The sequence below is a fragment of the Cellulomonas sp. GbtcB1 genome (assembly GCF_019091725.1).
In the GTDB taxonomy this organism is placed as follows: domain Bacteria; phylum Actinomycetota; class Actinomycetes; order Actinomycetales; family Cellulomonadaceae; genus Cellulomonas.
Genome location: NZ_JAGXJG010000001.1, coordinates 228,211 through 245,752 on the forward strand (window position 1 = coordinate 228,211; position 17,542 = coordinate 245,752).

Below are 17,542 nucleotides of genomic sequence, written 5' to 3' on the forward strand. Positions count from 1 at the left end.
CCGTCGCGAGCGCGTAGGATCGCGCTCATGCGAACGATTCTCATTCCCATCGCGGCGGGTCTCGCGATGACGGTCGCGATCACCGGGTGCGCGGCCCCCGCCGACCCGGCCGGGGCCGCGCCGTCCGACGCCCCCGACGGCGTGACCCTGACCAGCTGCGGCCTCGACGTCACGGTGACCGCTCCCCCGGAGCGAGCGGTCACGCTCGAGCAGGGCGCCACCGAGCTGCTGCTCGCGCTGGGCCTCGGCGACCGGATGGCCGGCACCGCGTACCTCACCGACGCGGTCGCCCCCGCGTACGCCGAGGCGTACGCCGCGGTTCCCGTGCTGGCCGACCAGTACCCGACCGCGGAGCAGCTGCGGGAGACCGCGCCGGACTTCGTCTACTCGATGCGCGCGTCCGCGTTCGCGGCGGACGGGGTCGGCGCACGGGCGGAGCTGACGGACCTCGGCGTCCCGGCCTACCTGTCGGCGAACGACTGCGAGGACCCCGCGCTCGTCGCGGACGAGGTCGGGTTCGAGCAGATCTTCGCCGAGGTCACCGACCTCGCGACGCTGTTCGGCGTCGAGGACCGGGGCGCGGAGCTGGTCGCGGACCAGCGCGCCGTGCTCGACGAGGTCGGCGCGGCCGCGCCCGACGCCGGCGGCCTGGACGTGGCGTGGATCTACTCCACGATCAACGGCGCGCCGATCGTCGCCGGGAGCGCGGGCCTGCCGCAGACGCTCACCCAGCTCGCCGGCGCGAGCAACGCGTTCGCCGACCTCGACGCGCAGTGGACCGAGACGAGCTGGGACGCGATCGCCCAGCGCGACCCGGACGTCCTCGTGCTCGCGGACCTGTCCCGCGGCCTGGCCGGCGACAGCGCCGCCGACAAGACCGCCCAGCTGCGCGCCGACGCGGTGACCGCGCAGCTCTCCGCGGTGCGGGACGACCGGCTCGTGGCGATCCCGGCGACGGAGATGGACCCGTCCGTCCGCAGCATCGACGCGCTCGCGACGCTGTCCGGCGCGCTCGTCGGGTTCGCGGGGGTGGACCGGTGACCGCCGTCGCCGACTGGTCGCGCGCGCACCTCGCGGCCTGGGACCGCCAGCAGGCGGCGTACATCAACCGGCGCGAGGACCGGTTCGGGGTGATGCTCGACGTGCTCGCCGAGACCGCGCCCGCCGGCGCCCTCGTGGTCGACCTGGCGTGCGGCCCCGGCTCGGTCTCCGCGCGGGTGCTCGACCGGTTCCCGGGCATGACCTGCGTGGCGGTCGACCTCGACCCGCTGCTGGTCGAGCTCGGGCGGCAGGCGCTGGCCGGCCACGGCGACCGCGTCGAGTTCCACGAGGCCGACCTGTGGGACCCGGCCTGGACGCGCGTCCTCGGCGGACGGCGCCCGCACGCCGTGCTGTCGTCGACCGCCCTGCACTGGCTGCCCGCCGACGTGCTGGCCCGCGTCTACCGCGACGCGGCGGCCGTCCTCCAGCCCGGCGGCGTGCTGCTCAACGCCGACCACCTGCGGCAGCCGTCCGGGCGGCCGCTGTTCGAGGAGCTCGGGAGGCGCGACGACGCCGCGACGCAGGCGCGCGACCACGCCGCGGGCGCGCTGACCTGGGACGCCTGGTTCGCGGAGCTCGTCGCGCACCCGCACTTCGCGCTGCTCGCCCCCGAGCGCGAGCGACGCTACGCGGAGCGGCCGCCGAACCCGGACCTCGGGCTCGACTTCCACGTGGCCGCCCTGCGCGCGGCGCAGTTCCGCGAGGCGGGACCCGTGTGGCAGCACCTCGATGACTACGTCGTCCTCGCGCAGCGCTGACCTGGCGGCGCGCGCGGGGTCCGCGGGTCCGGCGGCCGCGACGGCCGGGGCGGCACTGCTGCTCGCGGCCGTCGCGTTCGCCGCCGTCGGGGTCGGCGGCGGGGAGATCACCTGGGGCGAGACCGCGCGGTCGCTGGCCGGGCACCTCGGCCTCCCGGTCGCGCCGCTCCCCAGGCTGACCGACTCGGTGGTGTGGGAGCTGCGCGCGCCGCGGGTGCTGCTCGCGGCGGTGGCCGGGGCCGGGCTCGCCGTGTGCGGCGCGGTGCTGCAGGCCGTGACCCGGAACGCCCTCGCCGAGCCGTACCTGCTTGGCATCTCGTCGGGCGCGTCGACCGGCGCCGTGCTGGTGCTGGTCACCGGCCTCGGCGCGGGGACGGTCTCGCTCGCTGGCGGCGCGCTGGTCGGCGGGCTCGCGGCGTTCGGGCTGGTGCTGCTCCTGCTCGGCCGCGGGACGACGGGCTCCGGCCGGCTCGTGCTGACCGGGGTGGTCGTCGGCCAGCTGTTCGCCGCCGTGACCTCGCTCGTGCTGCTCGGGTGGGGCGACGCCGACGCGGCCCGCGGGCTCACGTACTGGCTCACGGGCTCGCTCGCCGCCGCGCGCTGGCCCGCCGTCGTCCTGTGCGCGGCCGTGACCGCGATCGCCCTCGTGGTGCTGCGGCTCGTCGCGTCCGACCTCGACGCGTTCGCGTTCGGCACCCGGACCGCCGCCTCGCTCGGGGTCCCGGTGGCGGCGGTGCGCACGGTCTCACTCGTCGCGACCGCGGCGGTCACCGCGGTCGTCGTCTCCAGCGTGGGCGCCATCGGGTTCGTCGGCCTGATCGTGCCGCACGCGGTCCGGGCGGTCGTGGGTCCCCTGCACCGGCGGCTGCTCCCGGTCAGCGCGGTGGGCGGCGCGCTCGTCCTGATGCTGGCGGACGCCGTCGCGCGGACCGCGCTCGCCCCCCGGCAGCTGCCCGCGGGCGTCGTCACCGCGCTGCTGGGCGTCCCGGTGTTCCTCGTGATCCTGCACCGCCGGGAGCGCGCGTGAGCGCCCCGCCGGACCTCGGCGCCCCGCCGCGCGCCGTTCCCCTGACCGGCGCAGGGCTGACCGTCCGCGTCAGCGGCCGCGCCGCGCCGATCCTCGACGGGGTGGCGATCGCCGCCCCGCCCGGCCGCGTCACCGGGCTGCTGGGGCCGAACGGCTCCGGCAAGTCCACGCTGCTGCACACGTTGGCCGGGGCGACCGTCCCGCAGGCGGGCGAGGTGCGGCTCGGCGGCCGGCCGCTCGGGGACGTGCCGCGACGGGAGCGCGCCCGGGTCCTCGCGGTCATGGAGCAGAGCAGCGACGCCGACACCGACCTCACCGTCGACGACGTGGTCGCGCTCGGCCGGCTGCCGCACCGGAGCCGCCTCGCCCCCGCCGGGCCGGACGACGCCGCGGCGTGCGCCCGGGCGCTGGACCTCGTCGGCATGGCCGGCACCGGGCGGCGCCGGTGGCGCACGCTGTCGGGCGGCGAGCGCCAGCGGGTGCACGCCGCGCGGGTCCTCGCCCAGGAGCCCGCCGCCCTCCTGCTCGACGAGCCCACCAACCACCTCGATGTCCGGCACCAGCACGAGCTGCTGGGCCTGCTCGGGCGGCTCGCCGGGGACGGTCTGACGGTGGTCGTCGTGCTGCACGACCTGGCGCTGGCCGCTCGGTACTGCGACCGGCTGGTCGTGCTCCGGGACGGGCAGGTGCACGCGGCCGGCGCCACCGCGGACGTGCTGACGCCGACGGTGGTGCGGGAGGTGTTCGGGGTCGACGCCGCGGTCACACGGGAGGCGGGGCGGGTGCGGGTGGATGTGCTGGGGGCGGCGGGCGGCTGAGCCGGGCGGACGGCCGCGGCGGCGCGTGTCGGTGCCGTGCGGCAGCATGGCCCGGTGAGCAGCGAGGTGACGGCCCCGCGCCTGCGCACCGAGCCGAGCATCGCGCACCTGGACGCGGACGCCTTCTTCGCGTCGGTCGAGCAGGCGCAGCGCCCGTCGCTGCGCGGGCGCCCGGTGCTGGTCGGCGGGACGGGTCCGCGCGGGGTAGTCGCCGCCGCGTCCTACGAGGCCCGCGCGATGGGCGTGCGCTCGGCGATGTCGATGGCGAGCGCCCGGCGCGCGTGCCCGCAGGCGACGGTCGTGGTCCCCCGGTTCGACGCGTACACCGCGTACTCGGCGCGGATCATGGCGGCGCTGCGCGAGCGGACCGACGCGGTCGAGCCGCTGAGCATCGACGAGGCGTTCGCCGACCTCGGTGCCGTGCACCCGGGGGCGGACGGCTGGCCCGGGGTCGCCCGGGACCTGCGGGAGCGCGCGGTCGAGCTCGCCGGCGTGCCGGTGTCCGTCGGGATGGGCCGGTCCAAGCTCGTCGCGAAGCTCGCCTCCGCTGCGGCCAAGCCCGCGGGGGTCGTGGTGGTCGCGCCCGAGGACGAGGACGCGTTCCTGCTGCCGATGCCGGTGCGGTCGCTGTGGGGCGTCGGGCCGGTGTCCGCGGAGCGGCTCGAGAAGATCGGCGTGCGCACCGTCGAGGACCTGCGCGGGCAGCCGCTCGACACCCTGACGATGGTGCTGGGCGAGGCGGCCGGGTCGAACCTGTTCCGGGTCGCGCGCGGCTGGGACGACCGGCCCGTGGCCGAGACCCGGGAGCGGAAGTCCGCCGGCGCCGAGCACACGTTCGAGCGCGACCTGCACGGCCGGGCCGAGGTCGCGGCGCAGCTGCCCGCCGTGGTCGACCAGGCGTACACCCGCCTGGAGCGGCACGGCGGCGCGGCCCGGACGGTGACGGCGAAGGTGCGGTTCGCCGGGTTCAGCACGGTGACCCGCGCGGTGTCGCTCCCGTCGCCGACGGCGGACCGGGCGGCCCTGCACGAGGCGGCGGCGCGGGCGCTGGACCTGGTGGAGCTGGCCGAGCCGGTACGGCTGCTGGGGGTCGCGTTCAGCGGGCTGTCGGAGCACGCGCAGCTGATGCTGGACCTGGCGGGACCGGTCGACCCGGCCGCCACGGCCGACCCGGCGGTTCCGGGAGCGCCGGCCGGTGCCGAGGGCGGCGCCGCGGCGGGCGACGAGGACCCGGACGCGCTCCGCCCCGTCGTCCGTCGCCGACGCGGTCGGCTCCGGGTCGACGACGCCGCCCCCGGTCTCGACGTGCGGCACCCGGTGCACGGCCGGGGCTGGGTGGTGAAGGCGCGCGACGACGGCCGGGTCGCGGTCCGGTTCGAGACCGCCGCGACCGGGCCGGGACGGCAGATCTGGCTGGACCCGGCGACGGAGGAGGTCGAGCTGGTCGGCGCGCTCGGGCCTGACGGGGCGGAGCTGGAGGACGCCGTCGCCGCGCAGGACCCCGATCCCGCCTAGCGACGGACCGTGCTCGGCACCGCACCACCCGGCGCGGTGGCATCGCGGGCACCGGGTCGATGTGCCCGAGCGGCTCCCGCACCAGGGGTTCGTCGCGCACCTGCCCCGCCTGCGCGACCACTCGCCGGCGGCCGCGAGGCGGGGGCCCAGCGCACGCACCGCCGCCGCGTCGATAGTGATCTCCGCGTCCGCGTCGTCCGTCGTCGGTCGTGCCCGACCGACGACGCGGGGCTGGTCGAGCAGCTCCAGCGCCTCGCCCGGCGGCACGCCGCGCGCGTCCTGGACGACGACCCGTTCGCCCTCGCCAAGGCCAGGCTGCTCGCCTGAGTCCTCCACAGGTGCGCATCGCGTGCTCCGTCCCCAGGGCGGGGATCGGGCGCCGGGGTCGTGTCGGTGGTGGTCGGTAGTGTCGTTCCATGGCATCTGACCTGCAGGAACACCCCGACGGCGACCCGGTCGCGGTCCCGGTGCTGCCGGTCTACGGGCCCGACGGGACCTGCCTGACGGACTTCGGTCCGGACCCGGCCGTGGCGGCCGGTGGGGCGCCGCGGACCGGTGAACAGCGGCAGATCGAGGCGATCCGTTCCTGCGAGCCGGGGCCGGTGCTGGACGCGTGGCTGCGGGGCCTGGACCTGGACGTGCTGTCCTCGAAGGTCCTGGTCGAGGTGATCGCCGCCCGCACGCGCATGGAGTCCTACCAGCACGCCGCGAAGTTCGACGCGATCGCCGTGCTCGCCTCGCGCGAGGAGATGAGCCCGGACTGGTCCCCGCTGGCCGGTGCCCCGCCGACGCAGACCTGCGTGGCCGGCGACGAGCTCGCCATGCGGCTGGGCTGGCCCCGGGTGACCGCGACGAAGACCGTGCACCGCGCCCTGGTGCTCGACGGGATGCTCGGGGCCACCCGGGAGGCCCTGGAGGTCGGGCATCTCGACGCGGCCAAGGCCGAGGTCCTCACCGACCTGCTGGCCGACCTGCCGTTCCAGGTCGCGCACGCGGTGGAGGACGCGGTGCTGCCGGACGCGCACCAGTGCTCGGTTGCCGAGCTGCGCCAGCGGGTGGCGCGGGAGATCCGGTTGGTCGACCCCGAGGGCGCCGCCGCCCGCCGCGAACGGGCCCGCTGCACCCGGAAGGTCTCCCACCCCCGCCCGCAGCCGGACGGGATGGCCTCGATGTGGTTGGTCCTCGACGCGGCGGACGCGCTGCGGGTCGACGGAGTGCTCACGCACGCCGCGAAGACCGCCAAGGCCCTCGGCGACGACCGCACCCTGGACCAGCTGCGCGCCGACGGCCTGCGCGACCTGGTCGTCGGGGACGTGCCGGAGTCGGACGGGCCGGCGTTCGAGGTCCAGCTGTCACCGGGCCTGCCGGTGCCGCCGGAGCCGAAGCGCTCGTGGAACGGGGCGACCTTCACCGACCGCGACGGTGTGATGCTCACCCGCCCGGTCGAGCCGATCCCGATCGCCACCCTCACCCCGCTCGACGACACCGCCACGCATCCCGCGACTGACCAGGACAGCCCTGCGTCGCCGTCCGACGCACCGTCCGAAACGACGGCACCGAGCGCACCACCCGAAGCCGCGCCGCCCGGCGCACCGTCCAAGGCCACGCCGACCCACGCACCGACCGGGATCGCTGGACCCGCCGTCGCAGGCACCGCACCCGTACGTGCGCCGAGTGCCGTCGCGACCGCACCCGAGCGTCGCGGCTGCACCCGCTGCTCGGGCCGCCCCGGCGCCGAGGTCCGCATCACCATCCCCGCCTCCACGCTCCTCGGGCTGGACGACCAGCCCGCCCACCTCGACGGCCACGGCCCCATCGACGCCGTCCAGGCCCGCGCCCTCGCGATCGGCGGGGTCTGGCAGCGGGTCGTCACCGACCCGCTCACCGACCGGGTCCTGGACGTCGGCCGCGAACGCTACCGACCACCCGCCGCGCTGGCGGACCTGATCCGCACCCGAGACAGGACGTGCGCCGCACCCGGGTGCAGGGTCCCGGCCTGCGCCTGCGAACTCGACCACACCCAGGAGTTCCACCCACAACCGGGCGGTGATCCCGACACGCCCCTGGGCCGCACCGACGCCGACAACCTCGGACCGGTCTGCCACCGACACCACCGCCTCAAGACCGACGGCGGCTTCCGGCTGCGCCAGATCAGCCCCGGGCTGTTCGAGTGGATCACCCCCACCGGGCACCGGTACCTCACCCGACCCGGCACCGGGCAGACCCACGACGCCACCACCGACCCGTACGACGCACCACCGCCGTTCTGAGGCGAGGGCACGCCCGTCGCCGACATGCGTCTCGACCACCCCGTGCCGGACCCGCGGTCCGCGACGGCTCGCGCCCCGCGGCCCCGTCCTCGCCACGTCGCGCCCGTCAGTGGCCGGTGCCAGCATCGGGGTATGCGGATCAGGCATCAGGTGACGGTGTTCGACACGGCCGACCTCGCGACGGAGAGCACGTTCTGGGCAGGCGTCCTCGGCGGGACCGTTGAGCCCGACGACGACTGGCACATGCTCTACGTCGACGGCGAGCCGCGGATGGGGTTCCAGCTGGCCCCGGACCACGTGCGGCCCGACTGGCCGGACGGCGAGCAGCAGCAGCAGATCCACCTCGACCTCTACGTCGAGGACCTGGCGGAGGCGCACGCGCGCGTCATCGGGCTGGGCGCCGAGCTCCTGAAGCCCGCGGACGACCCGACCGCTCCCGAAGGCTTCCAGGTGTACGCGGACCCGTCGGGGCACCCGTTCTGCCTCTGCTGGTGACGACCTCGCGTCACGCCCCGCCGACGCCGACCAGGTGCTCGCGCTCCGCGAGGTGCCGGGCGACCGCCGCGGGGTCGGTCCGCGCCGACAGGTAGCCGAGGTAGCCGTCGGGCCGGATCAGCGCGGCGCCGTCGTGACCGATCCCGTACCGGTCGGCGACGACGCCGCCCGGGTCGACGAGCACGGGGCCGCCGCTCGACCCGTCCGGTGCCGACTGCGTCGACGGTCGCGTCGACGCAGGCGGCGCCGGGACCACCGGCACCACGGTCCCGAGCCCGCCGAGCACCGCCCGCAGCCGGTCGTGCGACGTCGGCGACAGGCACGTGGTCAGCAGCAGGTGCCCGGGCCGTCGCAGCAGGTCGCCGATGCGGGCGGGGCCGCCGTCCGCGTCGGAGAGCCCCGCCGGATCCGGCGCGTGGTCGCCCGGGCACGCCCCGCGGACCCCGTCCCCGCCGCCGACGGCCGGGCTCCCCCGGTACCGCAGCCGCACCTCCGCGAGGCTCGCCGCGACCGCCTCCCCGACCGCCGGCAGGTGGCCGAGCAGCAGCAGCCCGACGTCGCGGAGGTGCCCCCGCGGCCCCTGCGTGGCGACGGCGTGCGTGAGCCGGGTGGTCTGCCGGACGACCGCGGCGCCGACGGGGTGGCGCTCCGCGTGGTAGCTGTCGAGCAGCGCGTCCCCCGCCCGACCGGTGCTGACCAGCGCGAGCTTCCACGCCAGGTTCACCGCGTCCTGCATCCCCGTGTTCATGCCCTGGCCGCCGGCGGGGCTGTGCACGTGCGCGGCGTCGCCGGCGAGCAGCACCCGGCCGTGGCGGTACCGCTCGACCTGGCCGTGGTGCACCTCGAACCCGACGAGCCACCGGGCATCGCCCAGCCGCCAGTGCTCGCCCATGCGCTCGTCGACGAGCCGCTGCACCTCGGCGAGCGTGGGGTCGCCGGAGGGGCCCGGGGCGGGGACCTGGATCAGGAACCGCGTCCGCCCGTCCGGCATCGGGAACGCCCCGGACACGCCGTCCGCCCCGGCGAACAGCCGGATGGTGTCCGGCGGGAGCGTGGTCGCCGCGGCGACGTCGGCGAACAGGAAGTGCTCGCCGTGGAACACGCCCTCGATCCGCTCGCCCACCGCGGCGCGGACCCGGCTGTGCCCGCCGTCGGCGCCGACCACCCAGCCGACGCGCGCCCGCTCGGGCCCGGCCACGGACTCCAGCGTCACGTCGACGCCGCCGTCGTCCTGGGTCAGGTCGGTGAGCCGCACCCCGCGCTCGACGACGACGCCCAGCCGCGCGGCGAGGCCCGCGAGCACCGCCTCGGTCACCGGCTGCGGGGTGTCGAGCGCGCGCGGGTACCGGGAGTCGATGCCGCGGGTGGACGCGCGCAGGCGCAGCGTGCCCGCGGCGCCGGACCGGACCTCGACGGCCGTGATCTCGACCGCCCGCCCGGCGAGCTCGTCCAGGACGCCCATCGCGGCGAGGTGCTCCTGGGTGCGGGCGTGCACGATGACCGCGCGCGACTGCTCCGTGGGCTCCGGCAGCGCGTCGACGAGCCGGACCCTGGCGCCCTGGCGCGCGAGCTCGCAGGCGGCGGTCAGGCCCACGGGACCCGCGCCGACGACGAGCACGGTGGAGGACGCTCCCCCGCTGCCGACCATCGCGCCTCCGTCCGGCTGCCGCCCGCGGTGCGCGGCCCGGCCCGCGCCCACCGTGACGGCGCGCGGCGCGCCACGGCCTCATCCGACGCGGATGACCCGCGCCGACGCGTGACCCGGGCCGACCCGCGACCCGGGCCGACCCGCGACCGGGCGCTCAGCCCCGCTGCCGGCGGGCCACCGCGGCCGCCAGCACCGGCGCGCCCTCGCCGGCGAGCCTCGCCACCGCCGACGGCCGGCCCGCCATCGCCATGACCAGGTCGAGCGTCGTGCCGGTGACCTCCGGGCCGTCGCCGGCGCGGAACCCGCCGTCGTCCGCGACCAGCCGCACGCCCTTCGCGACCGTGCGGGACGCCACGGCGAAGTCCCGCCGGGCGTAGCCCGCCGCGACCGCCTCGACGGCCTCCGGGTCCGGGGCGCCGGGCAGCCCGAGCGGCTCGCGGACGTCGGTGCCGTGCACGACGACCTCGCCGAGCCACGCCCACAGGTCGCCCGTGGGCGCGACCCGGGAGTCGACGACGGCCCGGAAGCCGGCCAGCGTGTCCGCGGGCGCCGGGCCGCGGTGCTCGGCGAGCCTGCGCGCGTTGTGCCGGTCGGCGTCGAACCGCGCGGCGGCGATGCTGCGCAGCCACGCCCACCGCCCCGTGCTCGCCCCGGCGGTCAGGTGCGCGACGACGTCCTCGACGGACCAGTCGCCGCACAGTGTCGGCGCCGACCACGCCTCGGGGGGCAGGGCGGCCAGCTCCGCGGCGAACCGCGCCCGCTCCTCCCGGATGGCCGACCAGTACCGCTCGGGTGCCCAGGGGGCCATGTGCGCTCCGCGTCCTCGGTGGGCCCCGCCGGTCAGGCGGGGAGGGCGAGCTCGCCCCGCACGATGCTGTCACCCGAGTGGGCCGGATCGCCGTCGAACGGCTCGGCGGACACGTCGACGACGGGGAACTCGGCGAGGTCGAGGCCGGGCGGGAGCGCGAACCGGCCCTCGTCGCCGTCGAGCAGGCCGAGCGACACGAGTCGGGTCGCCCCGGCGTCGAGCAGCCACACCTCGCGGAAGCCGTCGGCGTCGGCGTCGGTCACGCGGACCACCAGGGTGCGCCGGCCCTGGGCGTCCTCCTCGACCTGGGCGTCGCCCGAGGCGGACCAGCCGGGCAGGGCCTCGAGCCGGACCTCGGCGACGACCGTCTCGGAGTCCGGGCGCAGCGCGGCGGAGACGGCGAGGCCGCCCGCGACGCCGCCGACGACGAGCCCGGCGGCCGCGGCGGCGAGCCAGGGGCCACGCCGGTGGCGGCGCGGGGACTCAGGAGCAGGGTCCCCCGAGCCGTCGTCCGCCGGGCGGTCGACCACGGACCCGTCGCCGCGAGCGAGGTCCATGCCCTCCGGCACCACGTCCTCCGCGAGCCCCAGCTCGTCCCGCACCCGCCCCCACACCGCGGCGGGCGGCGGGACCAGCTCGCCCGCGTCGCCGGCGCGCGCCACGGCCGCCGCGGCGGCGAGCGACGCCACCTCCCGGGCGCAGTCGGCGCACGACGCGAGGTGCGCGCGGGGCGCCGCGTCGAGCGGCTCGCCCAGCGCGGCCAGGGCGACGTCGTCAGGGTCGAGGTGCGGCACCGTCCACCTCCAACCGGTCGCGCAGCCGTTGCAGGCTACGACGGATGTGGCTCTTCACCGTGCCGAGGGGCAGGTCGAGCCGCCGGGCGATCTGGTCGTGCGTGAGGTCGTCGTAGAACGCGAGGGCCAGGATCGTGCGCTGCGGCTCGCCGAGCCGGTGCAGCTCGTCGACGACGACGACGTGGTCGGCCACCCGGGCCGCCTCCGGCTCCGGCTCCCGGCCGGCGCGGGCGGCGACCGCCCGCAGGTCCCGGGCGTCCCGGCTGCGGCGGGCGAGCGCGTCGGCGACGGCGTTCCGGGTGATGCCGGTGAGCCAGGCGCGCAGCGGTCCCCGGTCCGCGCGGTAGCCGGACCGCCCGCGCCAGGCGGCGACGAACACCTGCTGGGTGACGTCCTCGGCGTCCGCCCCGGACCCGAGCGCCCGCAGGGCCACCGTGTGCACGAAGGCCGACCACCGCCGGTACGCCTCGGCGAGCGCCTGCTCGTCCCCCGCCTCGAACGCGCGGGCCAGGGCGTCGTCGTCCCACTCGGGCGGCGGGCGCAGGTGCGCGACGGGGCTGGACAGGGCGCGCCTCCTCGCGGGCCGGGTCCCGCCGCGGGCTGCGGGGGTCGCGGAGGCCATCATGCGCCGACCGGGGTGGCGGTGACCAGCACGTTGTCGACGTAGTGCCGCGTGTCCCGGTCGAAGGCGCCGCCGCACGTGACCAGGGCGAGCCGCGGCGGGCCGTCCCGGGTGAACACGTCCGGCCACCGCGCCTCGTCCTTCGGGAACCGGGTCACGGCGTCGACGGCGTACGTGCGGGTGCTGCCGTCCGCGAGCGCGACCTCGACGGCGTCGCCGGGCCGGACGTCGACCAGGTGCACGAACGGCCCGGTCCCGCCGGACGCGATCGAGTCGACGTGCGCGGCGACCACCGTGGTCCCGGCCGGGTCGCCGGGGTCGGCACCGAACCGGTACCAGCCGCCGCGCTCGGCCAGCGGCGGGATCTCCATCTGCCCGTCGGCCGCGACGCCGACCGGGTCGACGGGGACGTCGACGTCGCGGCCGGGGATCACGACCCGCACCGGCGCGGTCGGGGACGGGACCGCGGCCGGCGGCGGCGTGGCGGGGGCGACGGGCACGGCGGGGGCGGTCGCGGGCGGAGTGGTCGACGACGGCGCGGCGGTCGCCGACGGCGTCGGCGGGGACGTCACCACCTGCACCGCACGCTGCCGCTCCGAGCCCGCGAACGCCCCCGCCACCCCCGCCGCCGCCAGCCCCAGGACGACGACGGCGAGGAGGATCCCGGCCACGCCGCGGGGGCTGCGGCGCGGCCGGGGGTCGGGGTCGGTGGGTGGCACGGTGCCTCCGGGTCGGGACGCGCGGGCTGGACCGGGGCGTGGGCGGCGGGGACGACGCACCCGCGCCCCGGTCGTCTCAGCGGCGGTCGCGGGCGGTCGCGCGGGCCCGGCGCACTGGCCGCACCGCACCGACGACCGCGACCAGCGCCAGCAGCGTCGCGGCCGCGACCCACGGCGCCGCGGGCCCGGAGCCGCCCTCGGCGGCGGTGCCGAGTTCGCCGGACGGCACGCCGCCCGGGGCCGAGTGCAGGCCGCTGATCGTCTGCACCGCGAGCGCCAGGTTGCCCGCGTCGAGCGAGCCCCAGGCGTACACGATGGTGTCGGCGCCCTCGGCGACCGTGAGGTCGGTCGGGCCGAGCACGGGCGTGGTGGTCCCGGTGGCGGCGACCGCCGCGGAGACGGTCCCGGCCGGCACGGTGAGCGACTGCTCGTCCGGGTTGGACAGGTTGGTCACGACCGGGCTGCCGCCCGCGAGGACGTCGACCGCCGGCGCGGCCGCCACGTGCCGGACGACGAGGCGGCCCTGCCCCGCCGGCACCGCGGAGGTGTCGTTGGTGAACAGCGTCGCGGTCGGGTCGCCGGTGGCGGTGAGGTGCGCGACCGCGGTGTAGCTGCCGCCCGCCTCCAGGGTCACGTCGACCGGGCCGATCGCCGGCTGGCTGTCGTCGGCGGCGTCGGCGGCGGTGATCGCCAGGGTGTGCGCGCCCGCGGGCACGTCCAGCGGTCCCGCGAGCGTGCCGGGCGTGAAGTCGTCGAGGGTGCGGGTGCCGTCGACCCACACGTCGACGGTGAGGTCGGGGACGCCGTGCAGGACGGCGAGCGACGCCGTCCCGCCGGTGGCGGCGGAGGCGGGCAGCGCGGCGGCCACCAGCAGGGCCGAGCCGATGCCGGCGGCGGCGAGGGTGACGGACGGACGGTGACGCATGGGGTGCTCCTCGGTCCGGGGTCGTGCTGACACCCCCTCTACCGCCGCCGCACCCCGCGCGGATGCACCCGCGGGCCGATCAGCTCAGGAAGCCCGTGACCACGTCGTGCAGCGCCGCAGTGGTGAGCTCCAGGCTCGCGACGTCCACCCGCTCGTCGTTCCCGTGGAACAGGCCGCGCCACGTCCCCGCGTCCCAGTGCGGCGACAGGAGGCCGAAGCCGTACGCCGGCACCCCGCGCCGGCGGTAGAACCGGCCGTCCGTGCCGCCGGTGCCCAGCGTCGGCAGCACCGGGGCCCCGCCCGCGCGGTCGCCGACCGCCTTCTCGATCACGCGGTACAGCTCGGTGTCGGTGGGCGACAGCGACGGCTCGCCCCACCGGTCGCCCTCCACGACCACGTGCGGCGCGAGGTCCCCGACGGCCTCGGCGAGCAGCGCGTCCACGTCCGCCGGCCGCGCCCCGGGGAGCACCCGGATGTCGAGCGTGATCTCGGCGTGCCCGGGGATGACGTTCGGCTTGCCACCGGCGTGCAGCACCGTCGGGGCGACGGTGGTGTGCGTGGTCGCGTGCGCCACGGGGGCGATCGCGCCGAGCAGCGGCAGCACCTCGTCGAGGCGGTCCGGGTCCAGGGCGGCCGCCCGGACGTCCGCCGGCAGGTCGAGCGCGTCGACGTACCGCCGCCACAGGTCGCCGATCACGACCGGGCCGCGCAGCGCCGCGATCCGGCGCACCGCCTCCGCGGCGAGGACGATCGCGTTCCGGCTCCCCCACGGGCCCGAGCCGTGGCCCGGCGTGCCGACGACCCGCAGCCGCCGGCCGGCGCCGCCCTTCTCCCCCACGGCGAGCGTGCGGTGCGCGCCGACGGGGACGCCGCCCGACTCGGTGAGCACGTGGTCGGCCCGCACCAGGTCCCAGCGGTGCGTGGTCAGCCAGTCGACGCCCCACACGCTGCCGTGCTCCTCGTCCGCGACCGCGGCGAGCAGCAGGTCCCCCGACAGCCGCACGCCCGACGCCGCGACCGCCCGGGTCACCACGGCGTACGCGGCGGTCAGCCCGAGCATGTCGATCGCGCCCCGCCCCCACACCCAGCCGTCGACCAGCTCGCCGCCGAACGGGTCGCGGGTCCAGCCGTCCGGTTCGACGGGGACGACGTCGGTGTGCCCGACGAGGCCCAGCGACGGGGCCCCGGCGACGCCGCCCTCGATCCGGGTCACGAGCGACGCGCGACCGGGCTGCGGCTCGACGACCTCGAGGTCCAGGCCGGCGCCGTCCAGGTAGTCGGCGATCGTCCGGGCGTTGCGGATCTCCTGCCCCGACTCGACGGTGCCCTCGTTGACGCAGGCGTTCCGGATCAGCGCCCGCAGCAGCTCGGTGGTCTCGCCGGCCAGGCGGGCGGCGTCGGGCAGGGCGGTCATCGGGTCTCCTCCGGGGCGGTGGGGGCGGTGCGGGCGGTGCTGCCGGCGGGCGCGACCGGGCGCACGCGGCGGCCCGGGATCGCCGCGACGAGCTCGCGGGTGTAGTCCTCGCGCGGGTCGAGCAGGATCGCCTCGGCGGTGCCCTGCTCCACCAGCCGGCCGTCGTGCAGCACGCCGACGTGGTCGGCGACCCGGCGGACCACCGCGAGGTCGTGCGAGATGAACAGGTAGGTCAGCCCGTGCTCGGCCTGCAGCCGGACCAGCAGGTCGAGGATCTGCGCCTGCACGGACACGTCGAGCGCGGACACCGGCTCGTCGAGGATGACGAGGTCCGGGCGCAGCGCCAGCGCGCGGGCGATCGCGACCCGCTGCCGCTGCCCGCCCGAGAGCTCGCGCGGGCTGCGCCGGGCCGCGTCGGCGGGCAGGGCGACGTCGGCGAGCAGCTCGCGCACCCGGTCCGCGCGCTCGGCCCGGGTGCCGACGCCGTAGGCGCGCAGCGGCTCCGCGATCACGTCCGCGACCGTGAACCGCGGGTCGAGCGAGGCGTAGGGGCTCTGGTAGACGACCTGGAACCCGCGCCGCAGCCGGCGCAGGGTCTCGCCGCGCGCGCCGGTGACGTCCTCGCCGCGGAACCGCACCCGGCCCGCCGTGGGGCGCTCCAGGTGCAGCGCGAGGCGGGCGGTCGTGCTCTTGCCGGAGCCCGACTCGCCGACCAGGGCGTACGTGGTCCCGCGGTCGACGCGCAGGCTCACGCCGTCGACGGCGACCAGCGAGCGCGCCCCCGCGGCGCCGCGGGGGCGAGGGAACTCCTTGCGGACGTCGACCAGCTCCAGCACCGGCGCCACCTCGGCGGCCGGCGTAGCGGTGGCCCCGGTCGCCGTCGCGGGCGCCGGCGGCGCGGAGCCCACCAGCCGCCCGTCCGCGAGGCTCGGCGCAGCCGCGATCAGCTGCCGCGTGTACCGGTGCCGCGGTGCCCCGAGCACCTCGTCGGCGGTGCCCTCCTCGACCACCACCCCGCTCTCCAGCACGACGATCCGGTCGGCCCGGTCGGCGGCGACCCCCAGGTCGTGGGTGATGAGCAGCAGCGCGGTCCCGCGGTCGCGGACCAGCGTCTCGAGGTGGTCGAGGATGCGCCGCTGCACGGTGACGTCGAGGGCGCTGGTCGGCTCGTCGGCCACGATCAGCCGCGGCCCCGCCGCGATCGCGATGGCGATGAGCACCCGCTGCCGCAGCCCGCCGGACAGCTCGTGCGGGTACTGCCGGGCGCGTGCGGCCGGGTCCGGGACGCCGGCCTGCTCCAGCAGGGCGACCGCGCGGCGGCGCGCCTCCCGGCGCCGGGCGAGCCCGTGGATGACCAGCACCTCGGCCACCTGGTCGCCGACCCGCTGCACCGGGTTGAGCGAGACGGTCGGGTCCTGCGGGACCAGCCCGACCTCCCGGCCGCGCACCCCCTGCCACTCGCGCTCGGTCAGGTCGGACACGTCCCGCCCGCCGAGCCAGATCCGCCCGCCCGTGACCGACCCGCCGCGGGCGAGCAGGTGCAGCGCGGCGTGCGCGGTGGTGCTCTTGCCGGACCCGGACTCGCCGACCAGGGCGACGACCTCGCCGGGCCGGACCCGCAGGTCCACCCCGCGCACGGCCCGGTACACCTGGCCGTCCCGGGTCCGGTAGCCGACCTCGAGGCCCTCGACCTCGAGCACCGGCGTCGCGCCGGCGTCGGCCGGCGCCGGGGCCCGGTCCTCCTGCAGCTGCGTCACTGGTCCTCTCCCGTCGTCTCGAGCGCCCGCGCGACCCGGTTGGCGGACAGCACGACCGCCACGATCACGAGCCCGGGCAGGGTGGTGAGCCACCAGGCGGTGGCGAGGTAGTCGCGCCCGCCGGAGATCAGCGACCCCCACTCCGGCGTCGGCGGCGGCGTGCCGTAGCCGAGGAAGCTCAGCGCGGACACCGCCAGCACCGCGCCGCCGAACTCCAGCGCGACCAGCGCGAGCACCGGCCCGGCGGAGTTGGGCAGCACGTGCCGGCCCAGCACCGACCACCAGCGGGCGCCCGACGCGCGGGCGGCCTCGACGTAGACCGAGGTCGACGTGCGCAGCACCTCGGCGCGCATCACCCGGGCGAACGTCGCGACGGCGCCGACGCCGACCGCGACGGCGATCTTGGCGGGCCCGGTGCCGAGCGCGGTGATGATCGCGAGCGACAGCAGGATGCTCGGCACCGCCAGCAGCACGTCGACCGCCCGGCCCACGACGTCGTCCACCCAGCCGCGCAGGAACCCGGCCAGCAGCCCGAGGGCCGAGCCGACCACCAGCCCGACGACGACCGCGAGCGCCGTGGTCCGCAGGGACAGCGAGGCGCCGTGCACGACCCGGGTCCACACGTCGCGGCCCAGGTGGTCGGTGCCGAACAGGTGCTCGGCGGACGGCGCGAGCAGTCGGTCGGCGGGCACCCCGGTGATCGGGTCGCCCGACGCGAAGACGCCCGGCGCGGCGGCCCAGGCGGCGACCAGCAGCAGCACGAGGCCCGCGAGCACGAGGCCGGGCCGCCGGAGCAGGTACCGGCCCGCCCGCGCCGCCCACGGCCCGGCGGACCCGGCGTGCCGCGCCCGCCCGTGCCGCAGGATCGACCGGGCGTCCTGGCGGTCGGCGACCTCGATCTCCTCCGGGGCGCGGGTGGTGGTCGTGGTGG

16 protein-coding genes are annotated in these 17,542 nt (G+C 77.8%); 7 read left to right on the forward strand and 9 right to left on the reverse strand.

Annotation, left to right across the window (positions count from 1 at the left end; translation table 11 throughout):
- Positions 1-27 precede the first annotated feature (27 nt).
- The 7 genes from KVT14_RS01035 (at position 28) to KVT14_RS01065 (ending at position 7,924) form a co-directional block, all read left to right on the forward strand.
- Positions 28-1,041 carry an ABC transporter substrate-binding protein gene (locus tag KVT14_RS01035; protein WP_217613931.1) on the forward strand — a complete coding sequence of 338 codons (1,014 nt, stop codon included), beginning with the start codon at positions 28-30 and terminating at the stop codon, positions 1,039-1,041.
- Entirely contained in the window at positions 1,038-1,799 is a 762-nt protein-coding gene (locus KVT14_RS01040; protein WP_217613932.1) for a trans-aconitate 2-methyltransferase, read from the forward strand. The genes KVT14_RS01035 and KVT14_RS01040 overlap by 4 nt, the downstream gene beginning before the upstream one ends.
- Positions 1,771-2,826, forward strand: a complete 1,056-nt coding sequence (locus tag KVT14_RS01045) for an iron ABC transporter permease (protein WP_217613933.1) — start codon at positions 1,771-1,773, stop codon at positions 2,824-2,826. The genes KVT14_RS01040 and KVT14_RS01045 overlap by 29 nt, the downstream gene beginning before the upstream one ends.
- The gene (locus tag KVT14_RS01050; RefSeq protein WP_217613934.1) at positions 2,823-3,644 is read left to right on the forward strand and encodes an ABC transporter ATP-binding protein; all 822 of its coding nucleotides are present in this window, start codon (positions 2,823-2,825) and stop codon (positions 3,642-3,644) included. The genes KVT14_RS01045 and KVT14_RS01050 overlap by 4 nt, the downstream gene beginning before the upstream one ends.
- A gap of 54 nt (positions 3,645-3,698) precedes the next feature.
- Entirely contained in the window at positions 3,699-5,159 is a 1,461-nt protein-coding gene (locus KVT14_RS01055; protein ID WP_217613935.1) for a DNA polymerase IV, read from the forward strand.
- Between the two features lie 416 nt (positions 5,160-5,575).
- Positions 5,576-7,429, forward strand: a complete 1,854-nt coding sequence (locus KVT14_RS01060) for an HNH endonuclease signature motif containing protein (protein ID WP_217613936.1) — start codon at positions 5,576-5,578, stop codon at positions 7,427-7,429.
- 132 nt (positions 7,430-7,561) lie between these two features.
- Positions 7,562-7,924, forward strand: a complete 363-nt coding sequence (locus KVT14_RS01065) for a VOC family protein (RefSeq protein WP_217613937.1) — start codon at positions 7,562-7,564, stop codon at positions 7,922-7,924.
- Positions 7,925-7,934: 10 nt separating this feature from the next.
- Here KVT14_RS01065 and KVT14_RS01070 read toward each other — a convergent pair whose 3' ends face one another.
- From KVT14_RS01070 to KVT14_RS01110, 9 genes are all read right to left on the reverse strand, one after another.
- Positions 7,935-9,572: an FAD-dependent monooxygenase gene (locus KVT14_RS01070; RefSeq protein ID WP_217613938.1), complete on the reverse strand. Its 1,638-nt coding sequence runs from the start codon at positions 9,570-9,572 to the stop codon at positions 7,935-7,937.
- A 154-nt stretch (positions 9,573-9,726) separates the two neighbouring features.
- Positions 9,727-10,380, reverse strand: coding sequence for a maleylpyruvate isomerase family mycothiol-dependent enzyme (locus KVT14_RS01075; RefSeq protein ID WP_217613939.1), 654 nt, complete (start codon positions 10,378-10,380; stop codon positions 9,727-9,729).
- A 32-nt stretch (positions 10,381-10,412) separates the two neighbouring features.
- Positions 10,413-11,174: an anti-sigma factor gene (locus KVT14_RS01080; protein ID WP_217613940.1), complete on the reverse strand. Its 762-nt coding sequence runs from the start codon at positions 11,172-11,174 to the stop codon at positions 10,413-10,415.
- On the reverse strand, positions 11,155-11,799 hold the full coding sequence (locus tag KVT14_RS01085) for an RNA polymerase sigma factor (RefSeq protein ID WP_254630132.1): 645 nt from the start codon (positions 11,797-11,799) through the stop codon (positions 11,155-11,157). Before KVT14_RS01085 ends, KVT14_RS01080 begins: the two co-directional genes overlap by 20 nt.
- Positions 11,796-12,467 carry a class F sortase gene (locus KVT14_RS22905; protein ID WP_217613941.1) on the reverse strand — a complete coding sequence of 224 codons (672 nt, stop codon included), beginning with the start codon at positions 12,465-12,467 and terminating at the stop codon, positions 11,796-11,798. The genes KVT14_RS01085 and KVT14_RS22905 overlap by 4 nt, the downstream gene beginning before the upstream one ends.
- A gap of 124 nt (positions 12,468-12,591) precedes the next feature.
- A complete protein-coding gene (locus KVT14_RS01095) occupies positions 12,592-13,440 on the reverse strand; it encodes a DUF4397 domain-containing protein (protein ID WP_217613942.1) in 849 nt (282 codons plus the stop codon).
- 79 nt (positions 13,441-13,519) lie between these two features.
- A complete protein-coding gene (locus KVT14_RS01100; RefSeq protein WP_217613943.1) occupies positions 13,520-14,854 on the reverse strand; it encodes a M20/M25/M40 family metallo-hydrolase in 1,335 nt (444 codons plus the stop codon).
- On the reverse strand, positions 14,851-16,611 hold the full coding sequence (locus KVT14_RS01105) for an ABC transporter ATP-binding protein (RefSeq protein WP_308160802.1): 1,761 nt from the start codon (positions 16,609-16,611) through the stop codon (positions 14,851-14,853). The genes KVT14_RS01100 and KVT14_RS01105 overlap by 4 nt, the downstream gene beginning before the upstream one ends.
- Positions 16,608-17,408, reverse strand: a complete 801-nt coding sequence (locus KVT14_RS01110) for an ABC transporter permease (RefSeq protein ID WP_254630202.1) — start codon at positions 17,406-17,408, stop codon at positions 16,608-16,610. The genes KVT14_RS01105 and KVT14_RS01110 overlap by 4 nt, the downstream gene beginning before the upstream one ends.
- Positions 17,409-17,542 lie beyond the last annotated feature (134 nt).